The sequence below is a fragment of the Brevibacterium sp. 2SA genome, from assembly GCF_005502845.1.
In the GTDB taxonomy this organism is placed as follows: domain Bacteria; phylum Actinomycetota; class Actinomycetes; order Actinomycetales; family Brevibacteriaceae; genus Brevibacterium.
The window spans coordinates 22,522-49,115 of the sequence record NZ_SCMW01000019.1 but is presented as its reverse complement, the minus strand read 5'-3'; the positions used below and the strand labels follow the sequence as shown (position 1 = coordinate 49,115).

26 protein-coding genes, 2 tRNA genes and 1 other RNA gene are annotated in these 26,594 nt (G+C 67.8%); 12 read left to right on the top strand and 17 right to left on the bottom strand.

The window, feature by feature from the left end:
• Positions 1-36: 36 nt before the first annotated feature.
• Complete coding sequence (gene map / locus FFS20_RS09050; RefSeq protein ID WP_137825518.1) at positions 37-951, top strand: type I methionyl aminopeptidase; 915 nt, start codon at positions 37-39, stop codon at positions 949-951.
• Complete coding sequence (gene ppgK / locus FFS20_RS09045) at positions 944-1,777, top strand: polyphosphate--glucose phosphotransferase (protein WP_137825517.1); 834 nt, start codon at positions 944-946, stop codon at positions 1,775-1,777. The genes map and ppgK overlap by 8 nt, the downstream gene beginning before the upstream one ends.
• Before the next feature lie 35 nt (positions 1,778-1,812).
• On the opposite strand, the gene rnpB is transcribed toward ppgK, so the two are convergent.
• An RNA gene (gene rnpB / locus FFS20_RS09040) (RNase P RNA component class A) lies at positions 1,813-2,190 on the bottom strand.
• A gap of 117 nt (positions 2,191-2,307) precedes the next feature.
• On the opposite strand from rnpB, the gene yaaA reads away from it, so the two are divergent.
• Positions 2,308-3,084, top strand: a complete 777-nt coding sequence (gene yaaA / locus FFS20_RS09035) for a peroxide stress protein YaaA (protein ID WP_137825516.1) — start codon at positions 2,308-2,310, stop codon at positions 3,082-3,084.
• Between the two features lie 10 nt (positions 3,085-3,094).
• Here the strand turns inward: yaaA and FFS20_RS09030 are convergent, their stop codons facing one another.
• Together FFS20_RS09030 and FFS20_RS09025 are read right to left on the bottom strand one after the other, a co-directional pair.
• Positions 3,095-3,823 (bottom strand): hypothetical protein, encoded by a 729-nt coding sequence (locus FFS20_RS09030; protein WP_137825515.1) that lies wholly within the window; start codon positions 3,821-3,823, stop codon positions 3,095-3,097.
• 30 nt (positions 3,824-3,853) lie between these two features.
• On the bottom strand, positions 3,854-4,687 hold the full coding sequence (locus tag FFS20_RS09025; protein ID WP_137825514.1) for a Nif3-like dinuclear metal center hexameric protein: 834 nt from the start codon (positions 4,685-4,687) through the stop codon (positions 3,854-3,856).
• A gap of 167 nt (positions 4,688-4,854) precedes the next feature.
• Here FFS20_RS09025 and FFS20_RS09020 point away from each other — a divergent pair, with 167 nt between their 5' ends.
• Positions 4,855-6,396, top strand: coding sequence for a fatty acyl-CoA synthetase (locus FFS20_RS09020; RefSeq protein ID WP_249356752.1), 1,542 nt, complete (start codon positions 4,855-4,857; stop codon positions 6,394-6,396).
• Positions 6,397-6,478: 82 nt separating this feature from the next.
• Positions 6,479-7,840 (top strand): solute carrier family 23 protein, encoded by a 1,362-nt coding sequence (locus tag FFS20_RS09015; protein WP_137825513.1) that lies wholly within the window; start codon positions 6,479-6,481, stop codon positions 7,838-7,840.
• Here FFS20_RS09015 and FFS20_RS09010 read toward each other — a convergent pair.
• A complete protein-coding gene (locus FFS20_RS09010) occupies positions 7,834-8,847 on the bottom strand; it encodes an alcohol dehydrogenase catalytic domain-containing protein (RefSeq protein WP_137825512.1) in 1,014 nt (337 codons plus the stop codon). The two genes, FFS20_RS09015 and FFS20_RS09010, sit on opposite strands and share 7 nt — an antisense overlap.
• A gap of 224 nt (positions 8,848-9,071) precedes the next feature.
• On the opposite strand from FFS20_RS09010, the gene FFS20_RS09005 reads away from it, so the two are divergent.
• Positions 9,072-10,091, top strand: a complete 1,020-nt coding sequence (locus FFS20_RS09005; protein WP_137825511.1) for an AraC family transcriptional regulator — start codon at positions 9,072-9,074, stop codon at positions 10,089-10,091.
• On the opposite strand, the gene FFS20_RS09000 is transcribed toward FFS20_RS09005, so the two are convergent.
• Positions 10,092-10,421, bottom strand: a complete 330-nt coding sequence (locus tag FFS20_RS09000; RefSeq protein ID WP_137825510.1) for a nuclear transport factor 2 family protein — start codon at positions 10,419-10,421, stop codon at positions 10,092-10,094.
• Positions 10,422-10,619: 198 nt separating this feature from the next.
• The gene (locus FFS20_RS08995; RefSeq protein WP_137825509.1) at positions 10,620-12,179 is read right to left on the bottom strand and encodes an MFS transporter; all 1,560 of its coding nucleotides are present in this window, start codon (positions 12,177-12,179) and stop codon (positions 10,620-10,622) included.
• 82 nt (positions 12,180-12,261) lie between these two features.
• Between FFS20_RS08995 and FFS20_RS18480 the strand changes: the two genes are divergently transcribed.
• Positions 12,262-12,810, top strand: a complete 549-nt coding sequence (locus FFS20_RS18480) for a TetR family transcriptional regulator (RefSeq protein WP_137825508.1) — start codon at positions 12,262-12,264, stop codon at positions 12,808-12,810.
• A gap of 26 nt (positions 12,811-12,836) precedes the next feature.
• Here FFS20_RS18480 and FFS20_RS08985 read toward each other — a convergent pair whose 3' ends face one another.
• From FFS20_RS08985 to FFS20_RS08965, 5 genes are all read right to left on the bottom strand, one after another.
• Positions 12,837-13,802 carry a DUF5996 family protein gene (locus FFS20_RS08985; protein WP_137825507.1) on the bottom strand — a complete coding sequence of 322 codons (966 nt, stop codon included), beginning with the start codon at positions 13,800-13,802 and terminating at the stop codon, positions 12,837-12,839.
• 151 nt (positions 13,803-13,953) lie between these two features.
• Positions 13,954-15,201 (bottom strand): chloride channel protein, encoded by a 1,248-nt coding sequence (locus FFS20_RS08980; RefSeq protein ID WP_137825506.1) that lies wholly within the window; start codon positions 15,199-15,201, stop codon positions 13,954-13,956.
• Complete coding sequence (locus FFS20_RS08975) at positions 15,198-15,746, bottom strand: ion channel (RefSeq protein ID WP_137825505.1); 549 nt, start codon at positions 15,744-15,746, stop codon at positions 15,198-15,200. Before FFS20_RS08975 ends, FFS20_RS08980 begins: the two co-directional genes overlap by 4 nt.
• Positions 15,747-15,860: 114 nt before the next feature.
• A tRNA-Val gene (locus FFS20_RS08970) sits at positions 15,861-15,937 on the bottom strand.
• 82 nt (positions 15,938-16,019) lie between these two features.
• A complete protein-coding gene (locus FFS20_RS08965; RefSeq protein WP_249356751.1) occupies positions 16,020-16,481 on the bottom strand; it encodes a TetR family transcriptional regulator in 462 nt (153 codons plus the stop codon).
• A gap of 110 nt (positions 16,482-16,591) precedes the next feature.
• Between FFS20_RS08965 and FFS20_RS08960 the strand changes: the two genes are divergently transcribed.
• A tRNA-Pro gene (locus FFS20_RS08960) sits at positions 16,592-16,668 on the top strand.
• A gap of 63 nt (positions 16,669-16,731) precedes the next feature.
• Positions 16,732-17,097, top strand: a complete 366-nt coding sequence (locus FFS20_RS08955; RefSeq protein ID WP_137825504.1) for a hypothetical protein — start codon at positions 16,732-16,734, stop codon at positions 17,095-17,097.
• Positions 17,098-17,123: 26 nt separating this feature from the next.
• On the opposite strand, the gene FFS20_RS08950 is transcribed toward FFS20_RS08955, so the two are convergent.
• The 3 genes from FFS20_RS08950 to FFS20_RS08940 form a co-directional block, all read right to left on the bottom strand.
• Positions 17,124-17,552: a DUF1801 domain-containing protein gene (locus FFS20_RS08950; RefSeq protein WP_137825503.1), complete on the bottom strand. Its 429-nt coding sequence runs from the start codon at positions 17,550-17,552 to the stop codon at positions 17,124-17,126.
• Between the two features lie 38 nt (positions 17,553-17,590).
• On the bottom strand, positions 17,591-18,064 hold the full coding sequence (locus FFS20_RS08945) for an Lrp/AsnC family transcriptional regulator (RefSeq protein ID WP_137825502.1): 474 nt from the start codon (positions 18,062-18,064) through the stop codon (positions 17,591-17,593).
• Positions 18,065-18,175: 111 nt separating this feature from the next.
• On the bottom strand, positions 18,176-19,798 hold the full coding sequence (locus FFS20_RS08940) for a bifunctional 3-(3-hydroxy-phenyl)propionate/3-hydroxycinnamic acid hydroxylase (RefSeq protein ID WP_137825501.1): 1,623 nt from the start codon (positions 19,796-19,798) through the stop codon (positions 18,176-18,178).
• 287 nt (positions 19,799-20,085) lie between these two features.
• Between FFS20_RS08940 and FFS20_RS08935 the strand changes: the two genes are divergently transcribed.
• Positions 20,086-21,285, top strand: a complete 1,200-nt coding sequence (locus FFS20_RS08935) for a PLP-dependent transferase (protein WP_137825500.1) — start codon at positions 20,086-20,088, stop codon at positions 21,283-21,285.
• Between the two features lie 137 nt (positions 21,286-21,422).
• Positions 21,423-22,178, top strand: a complete 756-nt coding sequence (locus tag FFS20_RS08930; RefSeq protein WP_137825499.1) for a MerR family transcriptional regulator — start codon at positions 21,423-21,425, stop codon at positions 22,176-22,178.
• A 3-nt stretch (positions 22,179-22,181) separates the two neighbouring features.
• Here the strand turns inward: FFS20_RS08930 and FFS20_RS08925 are convergent, their stop codons facing one another.
• The 3 genes from FFS20_RS08925 to FFS20_RS08915 form a co-directional block, all read right to left on the bottom strand.
• Complete coding sequence (locus FFS20_RS08925) at positions 22,182-22,586, bottom strand: HIT family protein (RefSeq protein WP_137825498.1); 405 nt, start codon at positions 22,584-22,586, stop codon at positions 22,182-22,184.
• Positions 22,587-22,656: 70 nt separating this feature from the next.
• On the bottom strand, positions 22,657-23,124 hold the full coding sequence (locus FFS20_RS08920) for a redoxin domain-containing protein (protein WP_137825497.1): 468 nt from the start codon (positions 23,122-23,124) through the stop codon (positions 22,657-22,659).
• A 13-nt stretch (positions 23,125-23,137) separates the two neighbouring features.
• Complete coding sequence (locus FFS20_RS08915; protein WP_137825496.1) at positions 23,138-23,509, bottom strand: DUF3052 domain-containing protein; 372 nt, start codon at positions 23,507-23,509, stop codon at positions 23,138-23,140.
• A gap of 286 nt (positions 23,510-23,795) precedes the next feature.
• Here FFS20_RS08915 and aceE point away from each other — a divergent pair, with 286 nt between their 5' ends.
• Complete coding sequence (gene aceE, locus FFS20_RS08910; protein ID WP_249356750.1) at positions 23,796-26,591, top strand: pyruvate dehydrogenase (acetyl-transferring), homodimeric type; 2,796 nt, start codon at positions 23,796-23,798, stop codon at positions 26,589-26,591.
• Positions 26,592-26,594 lie beyond the last annotated feature (3 nt).

The window sequence follows — 26,594 nt, the reverse complement described above, 5'->3', positions numbered from 1 at the left end:
ATATCGACACGCCGGGGCTCTAGAATCGTGACCATCATGACAGTCCAGCCTCGCCTCATCACGCCCGGAACGCTCTCTCCCGAACGTCGAGTCCCCGCCTCGATCACCCGCCCCGAATACGTCGGTCGCGCCGACGCCGATGAGGGCCGCGGCGGCAACCACTACACGCCGGAGGAGATCGAGCGCGTCCGCACCGCCGGGACGATCGCGGCGAACGCGCTGGCCGCGGTCGGCGAGATCATCGTCCCCGGAGTCACGACCGATGAGATCGACCGGGTGGCCCACGAGTACATGGCCGACAACGGCGCCTACCCGTCGACCCTGGGCTACCGCGGGTTCCCGAAGTCGGTGTGCACATCGGTCAACGAGGTCATCTGCCACGGGATCCCCGACTCCACCGCGCTCGTCGACGGCGACATCGTCAACGTCGACATCACCGCGTTCATCGGCGGCATGCACGGAGACACGAACTACACGTTCGCCGTCGGCGACATCGACGAGGAGTCCCGTCTGCTCATCGAGCGCACGTGGGAGGCGACGATGCGCGGCATCAAGGCCGTTCGGCCCGGTCGGGAGATCAACATCATCGGCCGCGTCATCGAGAAGTACGCGCAGCGCTTCGGGTACGGCGTCGTCCGCGACTACAGCGGCCACGGGGTCGGACGGGAGTTCCATTCCGGGCTCATCGTCCCCCATTACGACGCCGCCCCCGCCCACGCCGAGGTGATGGAGCCGGGCATGATCTTCACGATCGAGCCGATGCTCAACCTCGGCACCGAGGCCTGGGACGTCTGGGACGACTCCTGGACGGTCGTGACGAAGGACCGGAAGCGCTCCGCCCAGTTCGAGCACACCATCGTCGTCACCGACACCGGTGCCGACATCCTCACCCTCCCCGATCCGGACACGGCGATCGCCGGAGGCCCGAGCCCCAAGGACACGAATGACTGACGACTCCCCCGCCCGGTTCGCGATCGGCATCGACATCGGCGGCACGGGCATCAAAGCCGCGCTCGTCGACACGGCCACCGGTCAGCTCGCGTTCAAGCGCGTCCGGGTGCTCACGCCGAAGCCGAGCACGCCGGTGGCGGTCGCCGATGCCATCGCCGAGGTGGTCGAGCTCCTCGTCGAGCGTGCCCTCGAGCTCGAGGTCGTCGACGACCGGTCGTCCCTCGATGCGCTTCCGCTCGGCTGCGGGTTCCCCGGTGTCGTCCGTGACGACGAGGTCCACTACGCTGCGAACCTCGATCAGAGCTGGATCGGCTCGAACATCCAGTCGATCCTCCGCGAGCACGTCGGCCGGAGGTTCTTCATCATGAACGACGCCGATGCCGCCGGCCTCGCGGAGATGGTCTTCGGCGCCGGCCGGAAGTACCGGAAGAAGACGGTGCTGCTGACGACGCTCGGCACCGGCATCGGCACCGCGCTGTTCACGCAGGGTCGGCTGGTCCCCTACACCGAGCTCGGACACATCGAGATGAACGGCCGCGACGCCGAGACGCAGGCGGCCGAATCGGTCAAGGTCCGCGAGGAGCTCGAGTACGACGAGTGGGCGGCTCGCCTCCAGCAGTACTACTCCCAGGTCGAACTGCTCGTCGCCCCCGACCTCATCATCGTCGGCGGCGGCATCTCGAAGCAGCACGATGAGTTCCTCCCGCTCATCAAGACCCGCGCCCTCATGTGCCCGGCGAAGATGTTCAACAATGCCGGCATCGTCGGGGCCGCGATCCTCGCGGTCAACGACGGCAAGGCGCGGGTGAAGAAGGGCGAGAGCTGAGCGCGGAGCGGTCGTGAGACGACTGGGTGACTGAGGAGGACAGGCCACCGATACGCCGGGTTCTGTCATCGAGTCGGTTGCCCTTCTCGACTGACGGCCATCTATCTGGGACCGCTGTTGCCAGCGGCCTCAAGCAATCCACCCGACGGCTCGGCGAGCAGCCTCGAACGCCGTCTGTCTGATCTTGCTCCGGATGGGGTTTACCCAGCAGCGCCGGTCACCCGGCACTCTGGTGGTCTCTTACACCACCGTTTCACCCTTACCCCGCGACACGATGTGCATCGCCTCGCGTGGCGGTCTGCTCTCTGTTGCACTTGCCCGCGGGTTGCCCCGGGTGGGTGTTACCCACCATCCCTGCTCTGCGGAGCCCGGACGTTCCTCAGCCCGAAGGCCGCGGCCGTCTGGTGACCTGTCCTCACCGACCAGTCTACGCGGATCGGCGGTGGGAGACGGTGAGCGCCCGCCCGCAGGTGACCAAGGCAACACGGACCGGGGGTGGGCGTGTCAGCCCTGCCGCCTACGATGGTGGGGTGAAGATCCTCCTCCCTCCCTCCGAAGGCAAGACCCCACCGGCGACCGGGGCACCGCTCGACCTGGCCGCCCTGTCGTCCCCGGATCTCACCGCCAAGCGCAAACAGGTGCTCGGTGTGCTGAAGAAGGTCTCGAAGCGCAAGGACGCGCTCACCGCCCTCGGCGTCGGCAAGTCACTGGCCGAGGAGGTCGCCCGCAACGTCACCATCGACGAGCAGCCGTGCGCTCCTGCGCTGCTCACCTACACCGGGGTCCTCTTCGAGGCGATGGGCGCGGCCGATCTCGTCGCCCTTGCCGAATCCGATGCGGCGTTCGCTGACCGCCTCCGCGACGTCCATGTCTTCTCCGCGGTGTTCGGGCAGGTCGGCGGCCTCGACCCGATCCCCGCGTACCGTTTGGCGATGAAGACCGACCTCGGCCAGCTCGGCCGTCTCTCCTCGTGGTGGAAGCCGATCCTCGCGAAGTCCTTCACGGTCGATGACGCCGAGGTGATCCTCGACTGCCGCTCGAGCGACTACCGCTCCGCGTGGCCGGGTCCCCACGGGCAGGTCGTCACGCTCGGGGCGGTCAAGGTGGCCGGGGACAAGCGCAGCGTCGTCTCCCACTGGGCGAAGTTCTACCGGGGCGAGTTCGTCGGCCGGCTGCTCCGTGACGGCCGCGCCCTGCCGGAGAGCATCGACGCACTCGTCACCCGCGCCGCAGAGCACTATGAGGTGGAATTCGCCGAGGCGACCGCCACCCGACCGGCGGGGCTGACGATCGTTCTGCGAGACTGAGCCCTCGGCTTCACGCGCGGCGGAGCAGGACCGCTTCGCACTCCTCGCAGGTGTGGACCTCGTTCGGGTCTTCGCTCAGCCACTGGTGCCACGTGGCGCCGCTGATCTCCTGACCGCAGGCCTGGCAGTGGGGGCCGGCGATGATCGCCGCGCCCGGCCCGCCCTCGGCGACGTTGCCCTCGAACCGGCGCACGAGCTCCGGCGGCAGGTCGGCCTTGAGCTGGGACTCCTGGCTGCCGAGCTCGTCCATGTCCTCGGCCAGCGCCGCCTTGCGCTCCTTGATCGCCGTCTGGGTCGTGCGTCCCTGCTCCGTGACCTCGGCGATGCGGGTGTCGATGCCCGCCATCTCCGCCTGTGCGGATTCGAGTCGCTCCATCGTCGCGAGCTCCGTGTCCTCGAACTCGGCGACCTTCGCCTCGTGCGCGGCGATCTCCTCCTGGAGGTGGACGAGGTCGCGGCTCGTCAGTCCCGTGCCGTCATTGAGTTCGGTCGTCTTCTTCGCAATCTGCGCCGTCTGCTTGTCGATCGCGGCAGTGAGCTCGGCGGTCTGGCCCTCGAACCCGGCGATCACCTCGGCGGCGGCGGCCTTCTCCGCACTCAGCGCCTTGTGCCGCTCGATGAGCTCCTGCAGCTTCGGTCCCTCGATGGGGTTCTCGTGTTCGTGGCGCAGGGCCCGTGACTTCGCCGTGAGCTCGATGAGCTCCTCGAGACGGGTGCGCTGATCGGCGGTGAGCTGCATGGTCAGGTCCTAGGGCATTGAGGGCAGAGGTCAGTAGCGTTCGACCCAGGGGTCGGTGTTGACGGCGGAGGCCTGGAGGGCGACGGAGAGACCGCGGGCGGCGAATTCGGCCTCGAGCGCCTCGGCGGCGGCCGCCAGCCAGACTGCCTCCGAAGCCCAATGCGAGACGTCGATGAGCTGAGGGCGGGCGTCGCCGCGATTGCCGGTGTCGAGCGCCTCGGTCGCCGGATGATGGCGGAGATCGGCGGTGACGTAGACATCGGCACCGCTGGCGCGCACGGCTTCGAAGAGGGAATCCCCCGCTCCCCCGCACACGGCAACCCGGGTCACCTCGGCGGCAGGGTCACCGGCGATGCGCACACCGGTCGTCGTCCGCGGCAGTCGACCGGCCAGGATCCTGGCGATGTCGCGGACCGTCGTCGGCTCCCCGAGGTCGCCCACCCGGCCGATGCCGCGTGCCGGATCCGCGGAGTCGGGGACGAGCGGTGAGGAGTCGGCGACGCCGATGAGGTCGATGAGGACATCCGAGACTCCTCCGACGGCGGAGTCGGCGTTCGTGTGGGCGTTGAACTGGGCGATGCCGTTCGTGATGAGCGTGTGGACGGCCCCGCCCTTGAGGGTTCCCGCGCTCACCGACGAGACCGGGCGCAGCATGAGCGGATGATGGGTGAAGAGCAGGTCCGCGCCGAGGACGACCGCCTCGGCGATGACGGCATCGGTGGGATCGAGGGCGAGGAGGATCGAGCGCACCTCGGCGTCCGGATCTCCGACCGCGAGACCGACGGTGTCCCAGTCCTCGGCCAGGGACGGCGGCCACAGGGAGTCGAAGACGTCCACACATTCGCTGACCGTCGGATATCTCATACGCCCACACTAATGCATCGTCACCGGCACTCCGCCTGGGCGATGGAGCGCACGCCCGGCTCCGGTCACGGCGAGCCGCCTGCCACCGGCCCGACGAGGCTGCCCGGCCGCGGCGCCGGATGCGCGAACCTGTTCACGTGCCGCGGCATCGCCGCTAGATTGGCCCCATGACCTCTTCCACGTCGACGATGACGTCGTCCCTCCAGCCCGTCTCCTCCACCGTCGCCGATCTCATCCGGCGCAGCGCCGACCGCTTCGGCTCCCGGACCGCCGTCGAGTTCGGCGACCGCACTTGGTCCTATGCCGAGCTCGATGCCGCGGTCACCGCGCTCGCCCGCGAACTCCGTCGCGTGGGCGCAGGCCCAGGCGACCGGATCGCCGCCTACGGCCGGAACTCGGACCTCTACGCACTCCTCTATCTCGCGTGCGCCCGCGCCGGGTTCATCCACGTGCCCGTGAACTTCCAGCTCACCGGGGACGAACTCGACTACATCCTCGCCAACTCCGGGGCCCGGATCGTCGTCGCCGACTCCGACCTCGCCGCGGCGGTCGCCGCCACCGCGCATGGCGGCAGTGCCCGTCTCGTCGAGTTCGACGACCTCCTCGGTCCCGCCTCGGCGCCGGACATCGCCCCGGCCGGGGAGGGCGAATTCGACGTCGCCGACACCGATGTCGCGCAGCTGCTCTACACCTCGGGGACCACCTCGGCGCCGAAGGGTGCGGTGATGACGCACCGCGCGCTCGTCCACGAGTACCTCTCGTGCCTGACGAGCCTCGACTTCGCCGGCACCGACCGGGTCGTCCATGCGCTGCCGCTCTACCATTCGGCGCAGATGCACGTCTTCCTCCTCCCGCTGCTGGCCGTCGGCGCCCACAACATCATCGTCGCAGCCCCCGTCCCCGACGACCTGCTCGCCCTCTTCGAGGAGCGGCAGATCAACTCGTTCTTCGCCGCCCCGACCGTGTGGGTGGCGCTGGCGAACAGTCCCGACCTGGCGACGAGGAACCTCGACAGCCTCGAGAAGGCCTATTACGGGGCGTCGATCATGCCCGGCCCGGTGCTCGAGAAGCTGCGCGCCCGACTGCCCGGGCTCGGGTTCTACAACTGCTTCGGACAGTCCGAGATGGGTCCGCTGTGCACGGTGCTCCGCCCCGAGGAGCACGACGCCCACCCCGGTTCGGCCGGACGCGCCGTCCTCTTCGTCGAGACCCGGGTCGTCGACGCCGCCGGAGAGGAGGTCGGCCCCGGTGAGCTCGGGGAGATCCTCTACCGCTCCCCGCAGCTGTGCGAGGGCTACTGGGACAGGCCCGAGGCGACCGAGGCCGCCTTCGACGGCCAGTGGTTCCACTCCGGTGACCTCGTGCGGATGGATGCCGACGGTTACGTCGAGGTCGTCGATCGCGTCAAGGACGTCATCAACACCGGTGGGGTGCTCGTGGCCAGTCGTCAGGTCGAGGACGCGATCTTCGCGATGCCCGGAGTCGCCGAGGTCGCCGTCGTCGGCATCGCCGACGAGAAGTGGATCGAGGCCATCAGTGCCTTCGTCGTCCTCCGCGACGACGCCGGTGAGATCGCCGAGGCGGATGTCATCGCCCATGTCAGAGACCGGCTCGCCGGCTTCAAGGTGCCCAAACGGGTGACGTTCGTCGCCGGGCTGCCGAAGAACTCCGCCGGCAAGATCCTCAAGCGGGCGCTGCGGGAGGAATGAGCCGTCGTGCACGGCCGCCTCGGCGCGAATACACTGCACTGGGGCCCGATGAGGGCCCGACGTCGACGGAAGGGTACGCGAGATGGACACGACCGCCAGGTGGCAGTGGAGCCTCCACGGTGACGGCAGGACGATCCGTCCCGGGGAGATCGTCCTTCCCGAGGAGCGGCTGAGCTGGCCGCGGACCATCGGGATCGGCGCCCAGCACGTCGTCGCGATGTTCGGGGCGACGTTCCTCGTTCCTCTGCTCACCGGCTTCCCGCCGTCGACGACGCTCTTCTTCACCGCGATCGGCACGCTTCTCTTCCTCCTCATCACGAAGGGGATGATGCCGTCCTACCTCGGCTCGTCCTTCGGCCTGCTCGCGCCCATCGGCGCGGTCACCGGGTTCGCGGCGACCTCCGGGGAGCGGCTCGACTCGCAGGCGATGGCGCTCGCCCAGGGTGGGATCATCTCCGTCGGGGTGACCCTGGCGCTTGTCGGCATCGTCGTCCACTTCGCCGGGGTGCGGTGGATCGAGGTGACGATGCCGCCGGTCGTCACCGGTGCGATCGTCGCCCTCATTGGCCTCAACCTCGCCCCCGCCGCCTGGGGATGGGTGCAGCAAGCACCGCTGACGGCGGTCATCACGATCGCCGTCATCGTCGTGACCTCCGTGCTCTTCAACGGCATGCTCGGGCGGCTGTCGATCCTCATCGGCGTGCTCGTCGGCTACGCTGCGGCACTCGTCCAGGGGGAGGTGAACTTCTCCACCGTCTCCTCCGCCGCCTGGTTCGGCCTGCCGACCTTCCACGCTCCCGCCTTCGACCTCGGATACCTCGGACTCTTCCTGCCCGTCGTCCTCGTCCTCGTCGCCGAGAACATCGGGCATGTGAAGTCCGTGGCCGCGATGACCGGCCGCGACCTCGACGGGCTGACCGGTCGGGCCCTCTTCGCCGACGGCCTCGCCACGACGCTCGCCGGAGCCGGCGGCGGATCGGGCACGACGACGTACGCGGAGAACATCGGCGTGATGGCCGCGACGAAGATCTACTCGACCGCCGCGTACCTCTGTGCCGCGGTCATCGCCCTCATCCTCAGTCTGCTGCCGAAGTTCGGGGAGATCATCGCGACGATCCCACCCGGTGTGCTCGGCGGGGCGGCGACCGTGCTCTACGGGATGATCGGCCTCCTCGGCGTCCGCATCTGGGTGGAGAACCGGGTCGACTTCGCCAATCCGATCAACCTCAACACCGCAGCGGTGTCCCTCATCGTCGCGATTGCGAACTTCACGTGGACCCCGGCCGGACTCGAGTTCGCCGGGATCGCTCTGGGCACCGCCTCGGCGATCGTCATCTACCAGCTGATGACGCTCATCGCCCGGTGGCGCGGCACTGCGCCGGTCCCCGCCGAGGCGGGGGCCGGCGCGATGGCAGACCAGTCGGAGCCGAAGGGCACTCAGTAGGTGACGACGGCGCGGAAGCGGACGTCTCCGGCGGTGACCTTGGCGACCGCGTCGGTGATGTCCTCCTTGTCGAAGACCTCGATCATCGGCTTGACCTTCCCCGATGCAGCGATCTCGAGGGCTTCGGTGAGGTAGTTGAGCCCGTTGTGGGTGGCGCCGATGACCTTCTGGCGCTGTGCGAAGAACGGCTGCGGTTCGGTGGGAATCGTGAAGTCGTCGAACGGGTCGAGACCGACGAGAACAGCACGACCGTCGTGCCGCAGGCCCTTGAACGCGTCCTTGCCGGATTCGTAGGAGTTCGAGCTCAGAAGCAGAACATCGGCTCCGCCTGCCGCCTGGAGCTGCGCGCCGTCGGCGACGACGAGATCGGCACCGAGGTCGCGGGCCAGGTCATGTTTGTCCGGCGAGTGGGTGACGGCGATCGTCCTGAAGCCGGCTGCCTTCGCGAACTGGACGGCCAGGTGACCGAGACCGCCGATCCCGACGACGGCGATCGTCTCGCCCGGCTGAGGATCAGCCGCCCGCAGTCCGCTCCACACGGTGTACCCGGCACAGAAGATCGGTGCGGCCTCCTCATAGGACAGTCCGTCGGGGATGAGCACGGTGCCGGTGGCGGTGGCCGCGATGTACTCGGCGTGTCCGCCCTGGGTGGTGAACCCGGTGAGCCGGGCATTCGGGCAGTTGACTGCGGCTTGGCCGGACAGGGGCAGGTTCTCGCGGCAGTAGTCGCACCGTCCGCACGTCGACTGCACCCACGTGGTGCCGACCCGGTCGCCGACCTTGCGGCCGGTCACGCCGTCGCCGACTGCGACGATCTCGCCGACGACCTCATGTCCCGGGGTGTTGGGGAACAGATCCCCGGCAGCGCCGCGCGTCGTCCAGATGTCGGTGAAGCAGATGCCGGTGGCATGAACCTTGATGAGGACCTGACCGGGTTCGGCGGTCGGGGTGGGAACCTCCCGCAGCTCCCAGGTGCCGTTGAGTTCGGGAATGACTGCTGCCTTCATGATGGTGACCTTTCAACAGGGTGGTGCTCAGGGGGCGGATCCGGTCGGTGTTCGCCACCGGATCCGTGATGACACCATCGACATTAGAGGTCACAGGACGCCGTGTGACCGGCAGAGCACGCCGAGGTGCTTGCGGATCGCGCCACCGTCGCCTGGCGTCCATTGCGGGTCGACTGGCGCACTGTGCCGGTGGTCAACGCAGCGATCTCGGCTACGCTTCGACCATGGCCGGAACCCGCTTCGATCTCGATCCGAGCATCGCCGTGCTCCTGCGCGATCTCGACATCTCCCCCGCACTCGTCCTCCGTCGGGCAGGACTGCCCGCGGATCTGCTCTCGCGTGGAGCGTCCGAGCTCGACCCCGCGGACTACTACCGCTTCTGGGAGGCGATCGCCCGGGAGGCCGAGCGTCACGGCACCGCGGCGGAGGCGGCCGTCGCGATCGGCGAGGCGATCTCCGTCGAGCACTTCTCCCCACCGCTGTTCGCTGCGCTCTCGAGTCAGGATCTGCGCACGGCAGCCGAGCGCCTGGCTGTCTACAAACTGCTCATCGGTCCGGTTGCCCTCGTCGTCGACAGTGCAGTCGACCTCACCATCGCCTTTCGGTGGCCGACTGCGCAGGAGCCGCCGGTCCTGCTCGCCATGGCCGAAGTCCTCTTCTGGGTTGCGCTCGCCCGCGTCGCGACGCGGGAGCCGGTGCGTCCGGTGCGGGTGACGATGCCGCAGATCCCCACGGATCCGGGCGTGCTCGAAGATCACCTCGGGGCGCGGGTGCGGGTCGGGGACGCATGGTCGGTCACCTTCTCTCAGGCCGATTCCGCACGGCCGTTCCTCACGGAGAATGAGGGGATGTGGCAGGTCTTCGCGCCCGAGCTGCGCCGTCGGCTCGCCGATCTCGACGCGCACGCCAGCACGCGCGACCGCGTGCAGTCAGTCTTGGTCGAGTCGCTGCCGGCGGGAGATCCGTCGATCGGCGCTGTCACCCGGCGGTTGGCGACGAGTCCACGCACTCTGCAGCGGCAGCTCAAAGCCGAGGGGACGTCGTTCCAGGCTGTGCTCGCCGAGACGCGCAGCGACCTTGCACGCCACTATCTCGTCCGCAATGATCTGCGCACTGCCGAGATCGCCTTCCTCCTCGGCTACACCGACACGAATTCGTTCTATCGTGCGTTCAAGACCTGGACCGGGATGACACCGGAGGGTGCGCGAGCGGGCCTCATCGGCGCCCCGGCGGGGCAGCCCTAGTCAGCGGGCGGCGTTGAAGACCGTCTGGATCTCCGCGATCTTCCCGCCCTCGAAGCGCAGCCATGTCGCGGCCGGGATCGCCGGAGAGCCGGAGGTGGCGAGTTCGGACCAGATGAGGGCATTGTCGTCATCGGAGAGCTGGACCTTGACGTCGTCGGAGGTCGTCATCGAGCCCATCTCCGCAAGACCCCGAACCACCTCCTCGGCGCCGGAGGCATGAGCGACGGGCCCGGTGAACGTGACATCGGGAGTGACGAGCGAGCCGAGGGTGTCGGCGTCGCCGCCGACGAGAGCGGTGTGGAACTGCTGGGCGAGATCTGCGGTGGCCATGGTGGTTCCTCTTCCTGAAGCGGTGGTGCTCGGAATGGTGCGGATGTCCCACCGATCATGGCAACATTTCGCCGCCCTGGCAACGGGGCAAGCTCACTTCCCAGCTTCGGAGACCACCGCGGTCGCCCGGGGCAGACCGCTCGCCGGCCCGCTCATCCGGCGGTGCGACAGCGGAAGAGCGGGCCGGACGACAGCGGATCAGGCCTCCTGATCGACGTTCTCGCGGTTGCTCTCGGCGAGATCGGCCTCAGCGGAGACACCGCGGAGCATGATGCCGGCGAAGATCGCCACTGCCACGAGGATCGCCGAGGCGATGCCGCCGGTCAGCGACAGCGCCGTCGTGAAGGACTCCATGGCTGCCGATGCCAGGGCCGCACCGATGTCACCGGAGATCTGCTCCGCGTAGAGCAGCGCCGCCGCAAGGGTCTCCTTGGCGGCCTCGAGGACCTCGCCGGGCAGTCCCGCCGGCACCGAGTCCTCGAGGTTCGTGCGGTAGAAGCCGAGCAGCACGGAGCCGAGGACCGCGATGCCGAACGAGGTGCCGACCTCGTAGCCGGTGTTGCTGATCGCCGCCGCCTGACCGGACTCCTCGGGACGGACCGAGCTCATGATGATGTCGTTGGTCAGCGTCAGCCCCACACCCGCGCCGAGACCGACCAGGGAGAGGGCCACGGCGATGACCCCCGGGTGGGTCTCGGGAGTGAGCGTGAGCAGGATCGCGAACCCGCCCGCGGTGACGAGCATGCCCGCAGTGACGATGATCGATGTCGGAATGCGCTTGACGAGCGCCGCAGCGACGAAGCCGGCACCGGCCGAGACGAGCGCCTGCGGCAGCATCCACAGGGCGGATTCGATGATCGAGAGTCCCGCGACGAGCTGGAGGAACTGCGTGAGCGCGAACATGGCCCCGACCAGGGCGAACACCGAGAGGAAGTTCGTCACCACGGCCCCGGTGAACGCTCGTCCGGTGAAGAGGCGGACGTTGATCATCGGCAGCGGCATCCGCAGCTGCCTGATGACGAAGAGGACGAGGAGAACGAAACCGGCGATGAAGGTGACGACGGCGATGCTGGGTTCATCGCCCTCGGCGAAGGTCTTGACTCCGTAGATGACGGCGATCATGCCGGCCAGGGAGAGGACGATGCTGAGGAGGTCGACGCGACCGGGATCGGGGTTCCTGCTCTCCGGGACGAGGAAGGGCGCGAGGACGAGCAGGAGGATCATGACCGGGATGTTCATGAGGAACGCGGCATGCCAGCTGAACGCCTCGATGAGGGCTCCGCCGACGATGGGTCCGGCAGCGGCCCCGAGGGCTCCGGCCGCCGCCCACACGGCCATCGCGGTGCGGCGTTCATTGCGGTCGAGGAACATGTTGCGGATGAGTGAGAGGGTGCCGGGCATGATCGCGGCACCGGACATGCCGAGGAGGGCCCGGGCGGCGATGAGCATCCAGGCCTCTGTCGACAGGGCGCCGATCACCGAGGCGATCGCGAAGCCGACTGCACCGATGAGAAGCACCTTCCGCCTGCCGAAACGATCGCCGAGTGAGGCCATGGTGACGAGCAGGCCCGCGAGCATGAGCGAGTAGATGTCGAGGATCCACAGCTGCTGCGCACCGGAGGGCTCGAGTTCCGCGGTGATCTCGCCGAGGGCGAAGATCAGCACCATGCTGTCGATGGCGATGAGCAGCATCGGCAGCACGAGCACGGCCAGACCGACCCAGGTGCGGGCTGTGGCCCGAGGGGGTGTGGTGTCCATGAGGTTCCATCTCCTTTCGAGTTACTTCACCAATGAGTGTACTACACCGAAAGGTATACTTATGACATCGAGAGGAGAACCCATGGCACGACCGAGCGCACGACGCAAACTCATCGAGGCGGCACTGACCGTGGTGGAGGAGCGTGGGATCACCGCCCTCACGCTCGACTCCGTCGCCGAGGAGGCGGGGGTGACCAAACGCGGCCTGCTCTACCATTTCGCGAGCAAACACGACCTGCTCGCGGGCATCCATGAGCATCTGGCAGCCCGCATCGAAGAGGACCTCCTCGCCGCCACCGGAAAGGCACCCGAGGAGGCAAGTCTCGTCGAACGCACCCGCGGCTACGTGCGGGCAGCGCTGAAGACGCCGAGCACGGTGGAGTTGCGCCTCATCATGGAGGCGGCGAACGAGCCGGAGTGGATCGCACCCTGGGAGGAGGTCTATCGGCGCTGGTTCCCCGATGACGGCGTCCCCGTCGATGAGCTCGATGACGTGTCGCTGCGGTGCCTGGTCGCGCGGATGGCCGCAGACGGCTCGTGGGGGTATGAGAGCATTCTCACCGCGCCGATGAGCGCGTCAGCGCGCGAACGGCTCATCGGCCGGATCCTCGCCGACCTCGGCGAGGACTGATCCGCCGGGGTGAGGACAGACCTCGCTCAGTGCTCGTGGGAGCTGAGGTCGGCCGGCGGCAGGTACTTGATGAGCCGGTCCTGATCGACGTCGAGGATCGTGCGGTCCCAGTGCGCGAGGTCCGCGGCGCGGTCGTAGACCTCGTCGAGGAATGTCAGCAGCGTGCCCTCGGGATCGTCCGCGGTGCGGACGGTGGCGTAGGGCAGGAGGTACTCCCCGAGGGTCGCGTCGTATCCGCCGGCGGTGAGCTTCCCGTCGTAGTAGCCTTTCGGCGCCGGATACGCGTAGGCGTAGAAGGAGCCTTCGTCGCTGCCGCCGGCCCAGAACCCGACGGCGACGTTCTCCCGGTCCTCGGCCTCGGCCATCACCCAGGGCGGGCAGTTCGGGGGTGAGGCCGTGCTCGGTGGGGCGACTCGTCCCGAATAGCGTGTGGCTGAGAGGTCCATCGACCCCCAGAACAGCTGGACGGGGCTCGCTTTGCCCGCGAATCCGGCGCGCCAGTAGGCGAAGACGTCATCGATGTGCTGCAGCTGTCGCCACCACAGCCGCACGGCGTCGGCATCGTATTCCCTAGGCCGTGTGTCTTCGGCGAACGGGGTGGCCTGGGGCAGCTCGTTCGGCCATGCCCACACCGTGCACGGGGCGCCGAGCCTGGTCAGAGCATCCATCACGGCGGCGTAGAAGTCGGCGACCGACTGGGGCTTCAGAGGCACGGTCTCGATGTCGCCGGTGCTCGCTCGCAGAACGAGTTCGTCGGCGATGAAGTCGAATTCAGCGTCGAACGTCCGCCCCTGTTGGCGCATGAGGATCTGTGTGCGCAGTCCGCGAGCGCTGACGTCATAGGTGACGTTCCACCAGTGGTTGATGAGCGTCGTGGAGACCAGTTCGATCTTGCCGACGATCTGCAGCCACTGGTGCAGGTTCTCCCGCGTTCCCGTCCAGTCATCGACGCGCAGCTGCGGCCACAAGGACCCTGTCTGTTCCGTTGCCATCGCCCACCCGGCCTTCTCGTGGCCACAGGCACGCCTGCGACCGATGGAGTTTCGCTCAACCTAGAAGGTGCACGGTCACCCGTCAAGGCCGGCGCCGGTGGATATGCCCGATCGCGGCGTCGTGGGGTGATCTCATCGTCACCGACGATGGCTAGCGCGTTGCCTCGGGAGACTGCGATTCGCCGTCGCCCTCGTCGTGGGCACCACCGCTGCCGGGGATGAGGAGAGTGACGAGGTAGGCGACGCCGGCTCCGACGATGAGCGGCAGGGCCACCGGGGTGTCGACGAGGAGGACGAGGATGAGAAGGACGGCCAGCGGGCGGCGCCATCCGACGGCGGTCGTCGCCGCCATTCCCGTCGCCATGGCCGCTCCGACAGCGAGGCTCGGGATGAGGACGGCCGCGGCGGCGCCGATGGCCGAACCGATGAAGATCAGCGGGAAGAACTCCCCGCCCCGCCAGCCGCTGACGAGGCAGAGCGACAGCGCGACGATCTTCGCCGCCGCGACGAGAAGCAGCGCAGGCCAGGCCCCGGAGTCGGTGAGCACCTGGAGATCGTGCAGTTCGTGGTGTCCGGAGAAGCGGACGAGGGGCACGGCGGCGGCAAGGACGGCGAAGAGGACCGTGCCGATGGCGATCGTCGCCCAGGTGCGGGAGACGCGCTGCGCTGCAACGTCGAGCACATGGTGGAGGGCACGGAAGGCCAAGCCGGCGGCAGCTGCAGCGCCGGCGACGGCGAGCAGCCACGGGCTGAAGTAGGCGACGTCGACCGGTGGCAGGGAGATGCGTGTACCGCTGCCCTCGGGCATCACCCTCATCACGGCGAGGAAGACGAAGAACCCGGCGAAGGCCGCACCGAACTGGAGGACCTTCTGCGGGCCGAGCTGGTCGCCGTCGATGGCGGCCGCGCCCGGTGGGGACCCGTAGAAGCCGCCGAGGGCGCCGGCGCTGCCGGCCTGGCCGATCGTGCGGCGCATGGCGACGTCTTCGCCGATGAGGTGGGCGACGATCGTCGAGAGCTGCGCGACGACGGCGACGATGCCGGCTTCGGGTCCGATGGCACCGCCGAAGGCGACCGCGACGATCGCGGCGAATGCCGTGGTGAGCACGGCGCGCCGCGGCAGTCCGTCGGGATCGTCGGACTGCTTGAGGAGGGTCTGGAGATCCTCGGTCGGGGCGGCCCGGTCGATGAGGAAGAGCAGCGCACCGCCGACGAGGATGGTCACGAGGATCTGGATCGTCGTCGCATCTCCGAAGAGTTCACCGCCGGCTCCCCAGACGAGGTTCTGGAGGGCGGTCATGCCGCTGAAGGTCAGCGCCGCGACGAGCCCTGCGATGCCGCCGTAGACGATGGCCAGCAGCGTCAGGCGTGGGGTGACACCCCCGAAGCGCGCCCTCATGGGCGATCAGCTGCCGCAGTCGGACCGGCCTGCCTCCGGCTGACGATCCGTGAGAGTTCGCTGGCGAAGAGTCCGAGGAAGACGAGATCGAAGACGAAGACTGCGGAGACGAGGATGCGCGAGAGCTGACCGGTGGCGACGATGTCACCGTAGCCGGTCGTCGTCATCGTCGTCAGCGTGAAGTAGAGGGCGTCGACGCGGGTGTCGATGCCGTCGAACTCGGCGGGATTGTTCGTCGCGACGACGAAGAAGACCGCGGAGAAGGTGGCGGCGACGAGCACGAAGGAGAGGACGAGGAGGGGCAGATTCGTGTCGGTGCGACGCAGTCGGAGCAGGGCGAAGGCGAGGACGGACAGCGCCGCTGCGGTCGCGAGCAGGCGTTCGATCGCGCCCATTTCGGAGCTGGCCAGGGGAACTGTGAAGTAGAGCGCGAGGACGGCCAGGGGTCCGACGATGAGACTGAGCGCGCGCAGCCCTGGGGAGCTCATGAGCTGCTGCCAGGTGCGGCGTCGGCTGGGTGGGCCGTCTGGGGAGGGGTCGTTCACGCCTTGATTGTATGCGGGTGACACGGAATGGACCCCGATGGTGCGCGGCGTGGCCGGGGCGTGGCCGGGGCGCAGGGAGTGAGGAGACGATCCCGTGAAGCGGCATGGTCTGCCTGGTGGGCCCAGAGGGACTCGAACCCCCGACCCTCTCGGTGTAAACGAGATGCTCTAGCCAACTGAGCTATAGGCCCCAAACGCGCGTGTTCAGTATGTCATATCCCCGACCCTCTGCTGAAACCAGTGACGACCGCGTCAATCCCTGCCCACCCCGGGTCAGTCCTGTTGCCGCAGGAGCCCGGCGGCCACCTCGGCGAACCGCTCACCTGCGGCGGCGTCCGCGACGTCGAAGAGGGCGCGGTTCTGTTCGATCGCGACCGCACCGAGGGCGTAGGACAGCACGGCCGCCGAGGTGGTCGCCCCGAGCCGTGCCGGGGTCAGTCCGGCGGGGGTGACGTCGTCCGGAGCGAGCGAGTAGCCGAGCATGAAGATCTCCGCGCCGTCACGGAACCGCAGCAGCACATCGCGCAGCGCCAGAACGGTGACGAGCGGGTCTGCAGTGACCGGGGCGCGGCCGTCGACCTCGGCGCCCATCTTCTTCGCGATGAGCACGAGGAGGTCCTGCTTGTTCTTCACATGCCAATAGAGCGCAGAGGGCTGAACGTCGAGCTCACGGGCGAGGCGACGCATCGACAGATCGCCCAATCCGTAGCGTGAGAGCACGTCGAGTGCGGTCATCGTGATGCTCTCAGCACTCAGCGCCAATGAGACGTACCTTTCACTTTTCGACATTCCCCGCGCTCGATTTCTCAAATGCGCGATCCCCTGGCTATAGTAGTTGCTGGTCACGGGATATGGCGCAGGTTGGTAGCGCGCCTCGTTCGGGACGAGGAGGTCGTGGGTTCAAATCCCGCTATCCCGACCAAGTGAAATCTCGGGGCATCGCACGCGCGATGCCCCGAGATTCTTTCGTTCTAGAGTGGTCCCCATGCCCACTCCCCAGATCGTCGCCGACACCTCCGAACTCGAGGTCCCACCGCGGATGTCCGGTTCCGCCTGGCAGCTGACCCCGCCTGAGCGGGATCTCGACGCGAACATCATCACTCTGCCGGCCGCTGACGAGATCCGCGCCCACACCGGTCCCGACCTCGACGTCCTCATCCATGTCCTCTCCGGTTCGGGAACCCTCGAGACGGCCGCGGACACCCTCGACCTCTCCCCCGGTCTCATCGTCTGGCTCCCCCGCCGTTCGTCCCGCCGATTCCTCGCCGGCCCTTCCGGCCTCACCTACTTCTCCGTCCACCAGCGCAAACCGGGCCTGAGCATCGGATCGCGGCCACCGCTCAGGACCTGAGAGCCACCGGGGCCTGTGCAGAACGCTCACCGCTGCGGTTCGGGGTCGTCCTCCCGGGCGAAGGCGATCGCGATGAGCTGCCGGAGGACCGCCTCGTCGATGTCCTCGAGCTTCTTCACGTACACGCACCCGGCCCCTTCGGTGTACGTCCCGAGCCTCGGCAGCAGAGCCGCACCGTTCGGAAGGTCCTTGAGGCCGTAGAGCGACAGCTGCGCCTTCCGCGGGGAGAACGCAGTCTTCGGCCACACCCCGTGATTGCGCGGGTTGACCGGTGACCGGTAGTGATACTCGCCGTAGCCGACCATCGACGGCCCCCACATCACCGGATCGACCCCGGTCACCTCGGTGAAGATCTCCGCGAGCCGCTGGCCGTCGACACGGCGCTTCGCCGGGGTCGCGGCAGCGATGAAGGCGTGGACATCGGCGTCGGTGGGCTTTGTCTTCTGTTCGGCCATGGATCGATTATCGCCGAGGCGGTCGACCCTGTCAGTGCTCAGCTCTCCGGCAGCCAGTCCGTGCCGTCCTCGACGCGATAGATGAGGTTCGTCCGCGTGTGGGCGACCGCCGGGTACCGGGTGAGGTAGTCGAGGACGAAGGCCTGGACCGCCTCGGTGTCGGGGGCGACGATGTGGAGGAGATAGTCGTCGGCGCCGGCCATGTGGTACATCCGCACGACGCCGGGGAACTTCGGCGCCGCGGCGGTGAAGGCGTCGATCTGCGCCCGGTCGTGCTGGGCGAGGCGGATCGAGATGAGCGCCTGGAGCGGAATTCCGAGCGCCGAGGTGTCGATGTCGACGCTGTAGCCGCGGATGACGCCGCTCGAGCGCAGACGCTTGAGCCGCAGCGACACCGTCGACTCCGAGATCCCGACCTCCGCGGCCAGAGCAGCACCCGACGCGCGGGCATTCTCGCTCAGGGCCGAGAGCAGACGCCGGTCGATGTCATCGAGTTCGATCTTCTGCGACACGGTGCCCGCTCCCCTCAACTGATCCGTCTCGGAGAGTCTACGCACTCGGGCGCGCCAGCTCCCATCCCATCGACGATCCGCGCGTGCCCAGCGCCCGGAGCTGCTGGCCGCTCAGACCTGCGCGGCGGCTTTGTCGTGGACGGCGTCCGCCGCAGGGGACATGGTGAGTGAGGCCCGCTCGGCGAGACGGTCAAGGAGTGCGCCGAGCTCCGCGGAGTTCGCGGCATGACCGAAGACGTAGTAGTCGGGTCGCACGATGACGATCGGTGAGCCGATGTCGCGGAACCAGCGGGAGTAGTCGGCGTCGACGTCGACGACGCTGTGTGCCGAATCGAGTTCGGCCCGACTGACATGGGCGTGGACCATGCCCAGCGCATCGATGATCGCCCGCTGCTCGGCGGTGAGGTCGTCAAGATAGTCACCGCGGGAGGACAGCAGCGTCCACCCTGTGCCGATGACATCGTCGGCCAGGCCGTCCCGGCCCTGCGCCTCCACCCTGGCCTGCAGACCGAGACGTCCGATCACCTCGGTGCTCTCACCGCCGTCGAGGACCCCCTCATACAGCCACGGCAGGACCGGCGGCGGGACCTCCCCGGCGAGGAATGCGGCATCACGGGCCGCGACCTCATCCGGATCCTTCATGCAGACCACCCGGCCGAGCGCCATCGACGCCTCGATGTAGGCCCGGGCATGAGGGCGCCGTTCGACGGTGTAGGCGTCGAGCAGATCGTCACCGGCCCGCGCGGAGAGCACAAGGTCGAGCTTCCATGCGAGATTGACGGCGTCGCGGAGGCCCGAGGACAGCCCCTGCCCCATGAACGGCGGCATGAGATGGGCGGAATCGCCGATGAGCAGTGTGCGATCCCGGCGGAACGTCGAGGCGATGAGCGAGCGGAAGCCGTAGACCTTCTTCCGCACGATCGACGCGTTGTCCGCACTCAGCCCCCATCGCGACAGCAGCGACCAGATCGTCTCCTCCTTCGCCATGTCCTCGGGGCTCTCATCGTCGAGCAGCATGAACTCCCAGCGCGCCGTGTGCCGCCCCAGCCAGCGGAAGAGGGAGACCGGACGCTCCGGGTCGCAGATCTGCCCGGCGTCGGGCATGTCGATGACCATATCGCGATCATGGGGTTCGATGTCGGTGACGAGCCAGTCCTCCTCGAAGCCGAGATCCTCCCATTCGATGCCGACCTGCCGGCGGACAAGGGAGTTCGCGCCGTCGGCACCGATGAGGTAGCGACCGGTGACCGTCTTCTCGTTGCCGGTAGGAGTGAGGCCCGCCTCGGTCTTCTCGACCTCGCGCACGCGCACCTCGACATGGTCGGGATGGTTGGTCACCTCGACGGCCTCCCACCCGAGTTCGACGGTGACACTGGGATGTCTGCCGACCGCGTCGAGCACGGCCGCCTCGAGCTCCGGCTGGTAGAACAGGTAGTCCGACTTCCAGCCCGACGGCGTCGGAGCATTCCAGTCGATCCGCAGCAGCAGCTCCCCCGCCGCATTCACCCAGTCGTAGTCGGGAATCGGAATCGCCTGGAGCCGGAAGGCGTCGGTCGCGCCGATGCCCTGGAGGATCCGCATGATCTCGTGATCGAGATGTCCGGCGCGCGGCAGCGGGTAGGTTCCCGGCCATTTGTCGAAGGCCGCGACCGTGTGTCCCTGCGCCCCGAGCAGTGCTGCGTGCACTTGTCCGACGGGACCGAATCCGACCTGAATGACATCGACATCAACCATGGGGCAACTCCTCCTCGAGTTGGGTCATCATGTGATATTAACCATAATGATTATGTTCAATGAGCTTAGGCACATCGGGTGGCCCGGTCAAGGCATGACCACCACGCAGAGGCTCCTCTCAGCTCCCCGGCACCCGCGCACCGAGGCGAGACGCACCGACGGCAGATCCTGCGGCGCGCGTCACGTCACTGTTCACTTCGTCAAGGATCCTGCCGGAACAGGGTCGAATGCAGAAGATCCTTGATGATTCCTTGCGGTCGTTGAGAGAAACCCGATTGAATTCCGCCATGACCTCTCTTCACCCCGAATCACCCCTTCACCCCGAAACCCTCATGGTCCACGGCGGCATGGACGGCCTCACCGAGGCGGGCGTCCATGTTCCCGCGATCGATCTCTCGACGACGAACCCGGTCGGCGACATCGACACCGGCGGCGAATCGTATGAATGGCTCGCCACCGGCCATCCCCTGCGCGAAGGCGACTCCGCCGTCTACCAGCGTCTGTGGCAGCCCGGCGTCGCCCGCTTCGAATCCGCCCTCGCCGATCTCGAACACGCCGAGGAGGCCGTGGCCTTCGCCACTGGCATGGCGGCCCTGACGGCGGCACTGCTCGCCGCGGTCAGCGCCGGGACCCCGCACATCGTCGCCGTCCGTCCGCTCTACGGCGGCAGCGACCATCTGCTCGACTCCGGTCTGCTCGGCACCACGGTGACGTGGACGACGCCGGAGGGCATCACCTCGGCCGTGCGGGACGACACCGGTCTCGTCATCGTCGAGACCCCAGCGAACCCGAGCCTCGACCTCGTCGACCTCGACGCTGTCGTCGCGGCGGCGGGCGCTGTGCCCGTCCTCGTCGACAACACCTTCTCCACGCCCGTTCTCCAGCGCCCGATCCGGCACGGCGCCGTCCTCGTCCTCCACAGTGCGACGAAGTACATCGGCGGCCACGGCGATGCGATGGGCGGGATCATCGCGACGAACTCGCAGTGGGCGACCCGCTTGCGTCAGGTCCGCGCGATCACCGGCGCCCTGCTCCATCCGATGGGCGCCTACCTCCTCCATCGCGGACTGCGCACGCTCGGGGTGCGGATGCGCGCCGCCCAGGCGACCGCGACGCAGCTGGCCGAGCGCCTCAGCGCCCATCCGGCGATCGCCGCGGTCCGCTATCCCGGACTCGAGGGGCAGGATCCGCACGGTCTGCTCGGTCGGCAGATGGCCGGCCCCGGCGCGATGATCGCCCTCGACATCGCCGGCGGCTTCGAGGCGGCCCGCACCTTCGTCGAGAACTGCCGCCTCGTCGTCCATGCCGTCTCCCTCGGCGGCGCCGACACCCTCATCCAGCACCCCGCGTCGCTGACCCACCGTCCCGTCGCCTCCGAGGCCAAGCCCGGCGACGGACTCGTGCGCCTCTCCGTCGGCCTCGAACACGTCGACGACCTCGCCGAGGACCTCTTCACCGCCCTCGACGCCGTCCGCGCCGCCGCGTGAGCAGGCGTTCGCAGTCACAGACCCGAGGCAATGGAGCCGAGTTCGCGCACATCCCTCGGTTCTGTGACCACTAACGCCGTTGCCGCGCTTGACGGGGTGTTGACATTGACGCGACGTCAACTTCTACGCTGATTCCCATGGACTGGTCCATACAGGAAACAGCGCGACTGACGGGCACGACGAGCCGGACTCTGCGTCACTACGACGCGATCGGCCTGCTGTCTCCGTCGTCGAGGGCAGCCGGTGGCAGCCGACACTACGACGAGGACGCCCTCGTCCGCCTGCAGAGGATTCTCCTCCTGCGGGAGCTCGGCCTGCCGCTGGGTCGGATCGCCGAGGTGCTCGAGACCACCGCGGATCCGATCACCGCCCTCGAGGAGCACGTGCGCGAGCTCGGACGCGAGCGAGCGCGCCTGGAGCGGCAGATCGCCGCCGTCACCGCGACGATGACACGACTGAGAGCAGGTGAACCGCTCATGGCGGAGGAGATGTTCGATGGCTTCGACCATCGAGAGCACGAAGACGAGGTCCGGCAGCGGTGGGGTGATGCCGCCTACGAGACCTCGGAGAAATGGTGGAATGGGATGAACGACGACGAGCGCGCCGGCTGGCAGGTCCGTGTCCGCGACCTTGCCGCCGAATGGTCCCAAGCCGCCGAGGCGGGTGTCGACCCGGATTCGCCCGAGGCGCGGGATCTGTCCCGCCGTTACATCGAGTGGCTGTCCTCGGTCCCCGGGACCCCGGCCGCCGATCCCGACGGTGACACCGACGGCTACGTTCGAGGACTCGCGGAGATGTACGTCGCCGACCCACGGTTCGCCGCGAACTACGGCGGTGAGCAGGGTGCGGAGTTCGTCCGCGCCGCGCTCGTGTCCTACCTCGACGCGAACTGACGCTCAGGACTGCTGGGACAGGGCCTGCCGAATCCTCTCGGCGGGCCCTTCCAGCGTCTGCGCGTCCTGCATCGGGGCCCGGTCGGAGATGTCGAAATCGGCCATCGACGTCGTCGGCCACACATGGATGTGGACGTGGGGCACCTCGTAGCCGACGATCATCATCCCGATCCGCTCGCAGTCGAACGCGGCCTCCTGAGCACGGCCGATCCGCTTCGCGACATTCATGAGGTGATCGAGGAGGTCGTCGTCGAGGTCCGTCCATGCCGAGATCTCCTCGCGCGGGACGACCATCGCATGTCCCTCGGTGAGCGGGGAGACGTCGAGGAAGGCGACACACCGGTCGTCCTCGTAGACGAATGCTCCGGGGATCTCTCCGTTGATGATCTTCGTGAAGATCGTGGCCATGGCGGTCCTCCTCGGTCGAGGGCGGCTGAAAAGCGGCCCGGTGTGCTGCGGTCGCAGCGCTGCCGGTGGCTCAGGCGATGCCGGCGGCGATGCGGGCCTCGATCGCGAAGTCCCGGGTCTCGGTGCGTGCGACCTGGCGGCCGCTTTCGATCGTACCGGCTTTCGTGATGACGAACACACCGCGTTCGGCGACTCCGTGGTCCTCGTCGAAGACGCCGTAGGCACGCGCCACGGCACCGTGGGGCCAGAAGTCCGAGCCGATCGAGAGATTCACGCCCCGTTCGGCACCCCACGCCGCCAGCGTGTACTTCGCATCCGCGGTGATCGCGATGACGGTGAGGTCATCGCCTGCCGCATCGGCGTCATCCTGGATCTCCTGCAGGGCGCGGATCTCGTCGCCGCACACCGGGGAGAAGGCATAGGGCAGGAACGCGAGGATGACCACGGAGCTGCCGGTCGCCTCGGCGAGGGTGATGGTCCGGCCGAACTGATCGGTCACGGAGAAGTCGGGAGCCCGGTCGCCGGGCCCGGGGATCATGGACGGCCTGCGCTCATGAGTAGTTCTTCTTGCCGACGAGGCGGAAGCCCGCCCAATCCTCGGCCGCGGACACGGTCGAGGTGACGTGCATGCCGGCGGTCGGGGCCGCTTCGGAGATCTCTGCCGGAGTGATGTGGCCGGGTCGGTTGGCCTTGGGAGAGAGCAGCCACACGACCCCTCCGTCCTTGAGAGTGACCTGAGCGTCGACGAGCCCGTCGATGAGGTCGTCGTCGTCGGACCTCCACCACATGAGGATGACGTCGAATACGTCATCGACGTCGCCGTCGGCGATCTTCTCTCCGATGATGGTCTCGATCGCCTGGCACAGATCGAGGTCGACGTCGTCGTCGTAGCCGATTTCTTGCACATAGTCCCCCGCTGCCAATCCGAGATTGTGTCCCAGTTCGGTCGGCAGGGTCGACGTGGAAGAGGTCCTTTCAGAAGCGGAGTTGCTCATACCCACATTGTTCCGCCATTTGCAGGCGGGGGCAAATGTCGGCGCGCCCGTTCGCCGGGCCGTTCTGCGGATTCCGTCGTCGTCATCCAGATCACAGGAGACGGCAGAGCGAAGTCGGCCGCCGCGTACTAGGCTGGAATCGAATCCGGTGGACCCTGGGCTCAGTGTCATCACCCGAACCGCATTCCATCGGCAGAACGCGACTTCGCCACCAATGCAGGTCGCGGAGGGAAGAGAGGACCACACTGTGGACAATCGCAATCAGGGCGGACCGATACTCAACGGGCTGCCAAGCCAGGTGCCTGACATCGATCCAGAGGAGACAGAGGAGTGGTTGGCCTCTCTCGACTCCCTCATCGATGAAGGCGGGCGCTCGCGTGCGCGCTACGTCATGCTGCGGATGCTCGAGCGCTCGCGCCAGAAGCAGATCGGCGTGCCCAGCCTCACCGCCACCGACTACGTCAACACGATCGGGCCTGAGAACGAACCGTGGTTCCCCGGTGACGAAGAGGTCGAACGCCGCTACCGCCGGTGGAACCGCTGGAATGCCGCGATGCTCGTCCACCGCGCCCAGCGCCCCGGCATCGAGGTCGGCGGTCACATCTCCACCTACGCCTCCTCGGCGACTCTCTACGAAGTCGGTCTCAACCACTTCTTCCGCGGCAAGGACCACCCCGGCGGCGGCGACCACATCTTCTATCAGGGACACGCCTCCCCCGGCATGTACGCCCGCGCCTTCCTCGAGGGACGGATGAGCGAGGAGGAGCTCGACGGATTCCGTCAGCAGCAGTCCCACCTCATCGACGGCAAGCCCGCCGGCCTTCCGTCGTACCCGCACCCGCGGCAGCTCGAGCACTTCTGGGAGCACCCGACCGTCTCGATGGGCCTCGGCCCGATGAACGCGATCGCCCAGGCCCAGTTCGACAAGTACCTCCACAATCGGGGGATCAAGGACACCTCGCAGCAGCAGACGTGGGCGTTCCTCGGCGACGGCGAGCTCGACGAGCCCGAAAGCCGCGGCATGCTCCACGTCGCCGCCTACGAGGAGCTCGACAACCTCAACTTCGTCATCAACTGCAACCTGCAGCGCCTCGACGGACCGGTGCGCGGCAACGGCAAGATCATCCAGGAGCTCGAAGCGTACTTCCGCGGGGCCGGCTGGAACGTCATCAAGGTCGTCTGGGGCCGCGAGTGGGATGCGCTGCTGGCCAAGGACCGCGACGGCGCCCTCGTCAACCTCATGAACGAGACCCCCGACGGTGACTACCAGACCTACAAGGGCGAGTCCGGCGGGTTCGTCCGCGACAACTTCTTCGGCCGCGATCCGCGGACGAAGGCGATGGTCGAGAACTACTCGGATGAGCAGATCTGGCAGCTCAAGCGCGGCGGCCACGACTACCGCAAGGTCTACGCCGCCTACAAGGCCGCGTTCGAGCACACCGGTCAGCCCACCGTCATCCTCGTCAAGACCGTCAAGGGCTACTCGCTCGGTCCGCACTTCGAGGCGCGCAACGCGACGCACCAGATGAAGAAGATGACGATCGACGACCTCAAGCTCGCCCGCGATCACTTCCAGATCCCGATCTCCGACAAGGAGCTCGAGGAGAACCCGAAGCTGCCGCCGTACTACCACCCGGGCCCCGACGCCCCGGAGATCAAGTACCTCCAGCAGCGGCGGGCCGACCTCGGCGGGTACTCCCCCGAACGGCGCAGCACGTACGTCGACCTCGCCCTGCCCGGCGACAAGGCCTACGAGGCCGGACGCCGCGGCTCCGGCAAGCAGACGATCGCGACGACCATGGGCTTCGTCCGCGTCCTCAAGGACCTCATGCGCGACAAGGAGTTCGGCAAGCGCATCGTGCCGATCATCCCCGATGAGGCCCGCACCTTCGGCATGGACTCGTTCTTCCCGACGGCGAAGATCTACAACCCGCACGGGCAGAACTACATCTCCGTCGACCGCGACCTGTTCCTCGCCTACAAGGAGGCGATGGACGGCCAGCTCCTCCACGTCGGCATCAACGAGGCCGGGGCGACGGCGGCCCTGACCGCGGTCGGCACCTCGTACGCCACCCACGGCGAACCGATGATCCCGTTCTACATCTTCTACTCGATGTTCGGGTTCCAGCGCACCGGTGACTTCTTCTGGGCCGCCGGTGACCAGATGGCCCGCGGCTTCGTCCTCGGCGCCACCGCGGGACGCACGACGCTCGTGGCCGAGGGACTCCAGCACGGTGACGGTCACTCGCACCTGCTCTCCTCGACGTACCCGTCGGTGATCTCCTACGACCCGGCCTACGTCTACGAGATCTCCCACATCGTCAAGGACGGACTCAACCGGATGTACGGGCCCGACGACGGCCGGGACCCCAACGTCCTCTACTACCTGACGATGTACAACGAGCCGATGGTCCAGCCGGCCGAACCCGAGGACCTCGACGTCGACGGCCTGCTGCGGGGCATGTACCTGCTCAAGAAGGGGCCCGACAACGGAGGACCGAAGGTTCAGCTCATGGCCTCCGGCGTCGGTGTGCCGTGGGCCCTGGAAGCCCAGGAGCTCCTCGAGAAGGACTGGGGCGTGTCCGCCGACGTGTGGTCGGTGACCTCGTGGACCGAGCTGCGCCGCGACGGCCTCGCCGCCGACGATGCGCGCCTGCTCGACCCTGAGGCCGAGCCGCGGATCCCGTTCGTCACCGAGAAGCTCCTCGACGCCTCGGGTCCGGTCATCGCGACCTCGGACTTCATGCGTGCCGTGCCCGACCAGATCCGGCAGTACGTGCCCAATCACTTCACGTCGCTGGGCACCGACGGCTACGCGATCTCGGACACCCGTCCCGCGGCGCGCCGGTACTACCTCGTCGACGGTCCCTCGATGGCGACCCAGGCGCTCATCTCGCTTGCGGACACCGGAGTGATCCCGATCGACAAGGCCGCCGAGGCGGCGAAGAAGTACCAGCTCGACGATCCTCGGGCGGGCGCCTCCGGTTCGACCGAAGGTGCAGGTGCGTGAGCC

Bases quoted from the DNA above. Each gene is read 5' to 3' on its own strand.
- FFS20_RS18480 (WP_137825508.1), top strand. From the start codon at position 12,262: ATGGCACGACCGAGCGCACGACGCAAACTCATCGAGGCGGCACTGACC.
- ppgK (WP_137825517.1), top strand. From the start codon at position 944: ATGACTGACGACTCCCCCGCCCGGTTCGCGATCGGCATCGACATCGGC.
- FFS20_RS08985 (WP_137825507.1), bottom strand. From the start codon at position 13,802: ATGGCAACGGAACAGACAGGGTCCTTGTGGCCGCAGCTGCGCGTCGAT.
- FFS20_RS08950 (WP_137825503.1), bottom strand. From the start codon at position 17,552: ATGGCCGAACAGAAGACAAAGCCCACCGACGCCGATGTCCACGCCTTC.
- map (WP_137825518.1), top strand. From the start codon at position 37: ATGACAGTCCAGCCTCGCCTCATCACGCCCGGAACGCTCTCTCCCGAA.
- FFS20_RS09020 (WP_249356752.1), top strand. From the start codon at position 4,855: ATGACCTCTTCCACGTCGACGATGACGTCGTCCCTCCAGCCCGTCTCC.
- FFS20_RS08920 (WP_137825497.1), bottom strand. From the start codon at position 23,124: ATGATCCCCGGGCCCGGCGACCGGGCTCCCGACTTCTCCGTGACCGAT.
- FFS20_RS09030 (WP_137825515.1), bottom strand. From the start codon at position 3,823: ATGCAGCTCACCGCCGATCAGCGCACCCGTCTCGAGGAGCTCATCGAG.
- FFS20_RS08995 (WP_137825509.1), bottom strand. From the start codon at position 12,179: ATGGACACCACACCCCCTCGGGCCACAGCCCGCACCTGGGTCGGTCTG.
- FFS20_RS08940 (WP_137825501.1), bottom strand. From the start codon at position 19,798: ATGGTTGATGTCGATGTCATTCAGGTCGGATTCGGTCCCGTCGGACAA.
- aceE (WP_249356750.1), top strand. From the start codon at position 23,796: ATGCAGGTCGCGGAGGGAAGAGAGGACCACACTGTGGACAATCGCAAT.
- FFS20_RS09005 (WP_137825511.1), top strand. From the start codon at position 9,072: ATGGCCGGAACCCGCTTCGATCTCGATCCGAGCATCGCCGTGCTCCTG.
- FFS20_RS09000 (WP_137825510.1), bottom strand. From the start codon at position 10,421: ATGGCCACCGCAGATCTCGCCCAGCAGTTCCACACCGCTCTCGTCGGC.
- FFS20_RS09010 (WP_137825512.1), bottom strand. From the start codon at position 8,847: ATGAAGGCAGCAGTCATTCCCGAACTCAACGGCACCTGGGAGCTGCGG.
- FFS20_RS08930 (WP_137825499.1), top strand. From the start codon at position 21,423: ATGGACTGGTCCATACAGGAAACAGCGCGACTGACGGGCACGACGAGC.
- FFS20_RS09025 (WP_137825514.1), bottom strand. From the start codon at position 4,687: ATGAGATATCCGACGGTCAGCGAATGTGTGGACGTCTTCGACTCCCTG.
- FFS20_RS08980 (WP_137825506.1), bottom strand. From the start codon at position 15,201: ATGAGGGCGCGCTTCGGGGGTGTCACCCCACGCCTGACGCTGCTGGCC.
- FFS20_RS08925 (WP_137825498.1), bottom strand. From the start codon at position 22,586: ATGGCCACGATCTTCACGAAGATCATCAACGGAGAGATCCCCGGAGCA.
- FFS20_RS08955 (WP_137825504.1), top strand. From the start codon at position 16,732: ATGCCCACTCCCCAGATCGTCGCCGACACCTCCGAACTCGAGGTCCCA.
- FFS20_RS08935 (WP_137825500.1), top strand. From the start codon at position 20,086: ATGACCTCTCTTCACCCCGAATCACCCCTTCACCCCGAAACCCTCATG.
- FFS20_RS09015 (WP_137825513.1), top strand. From the start codon at position 6,479: ATGGACACGACCGCCAGGTGGCAGTGGAGCCTCCACGGTGACGGCAGG.
- FFS20_RS08965 (WP_249356751.1), bottom strand. From the start codon at position 16,481: ATGACCGCACTCGACGTGCTCTCACGCTACGGATTGGGCGATCTGTCG.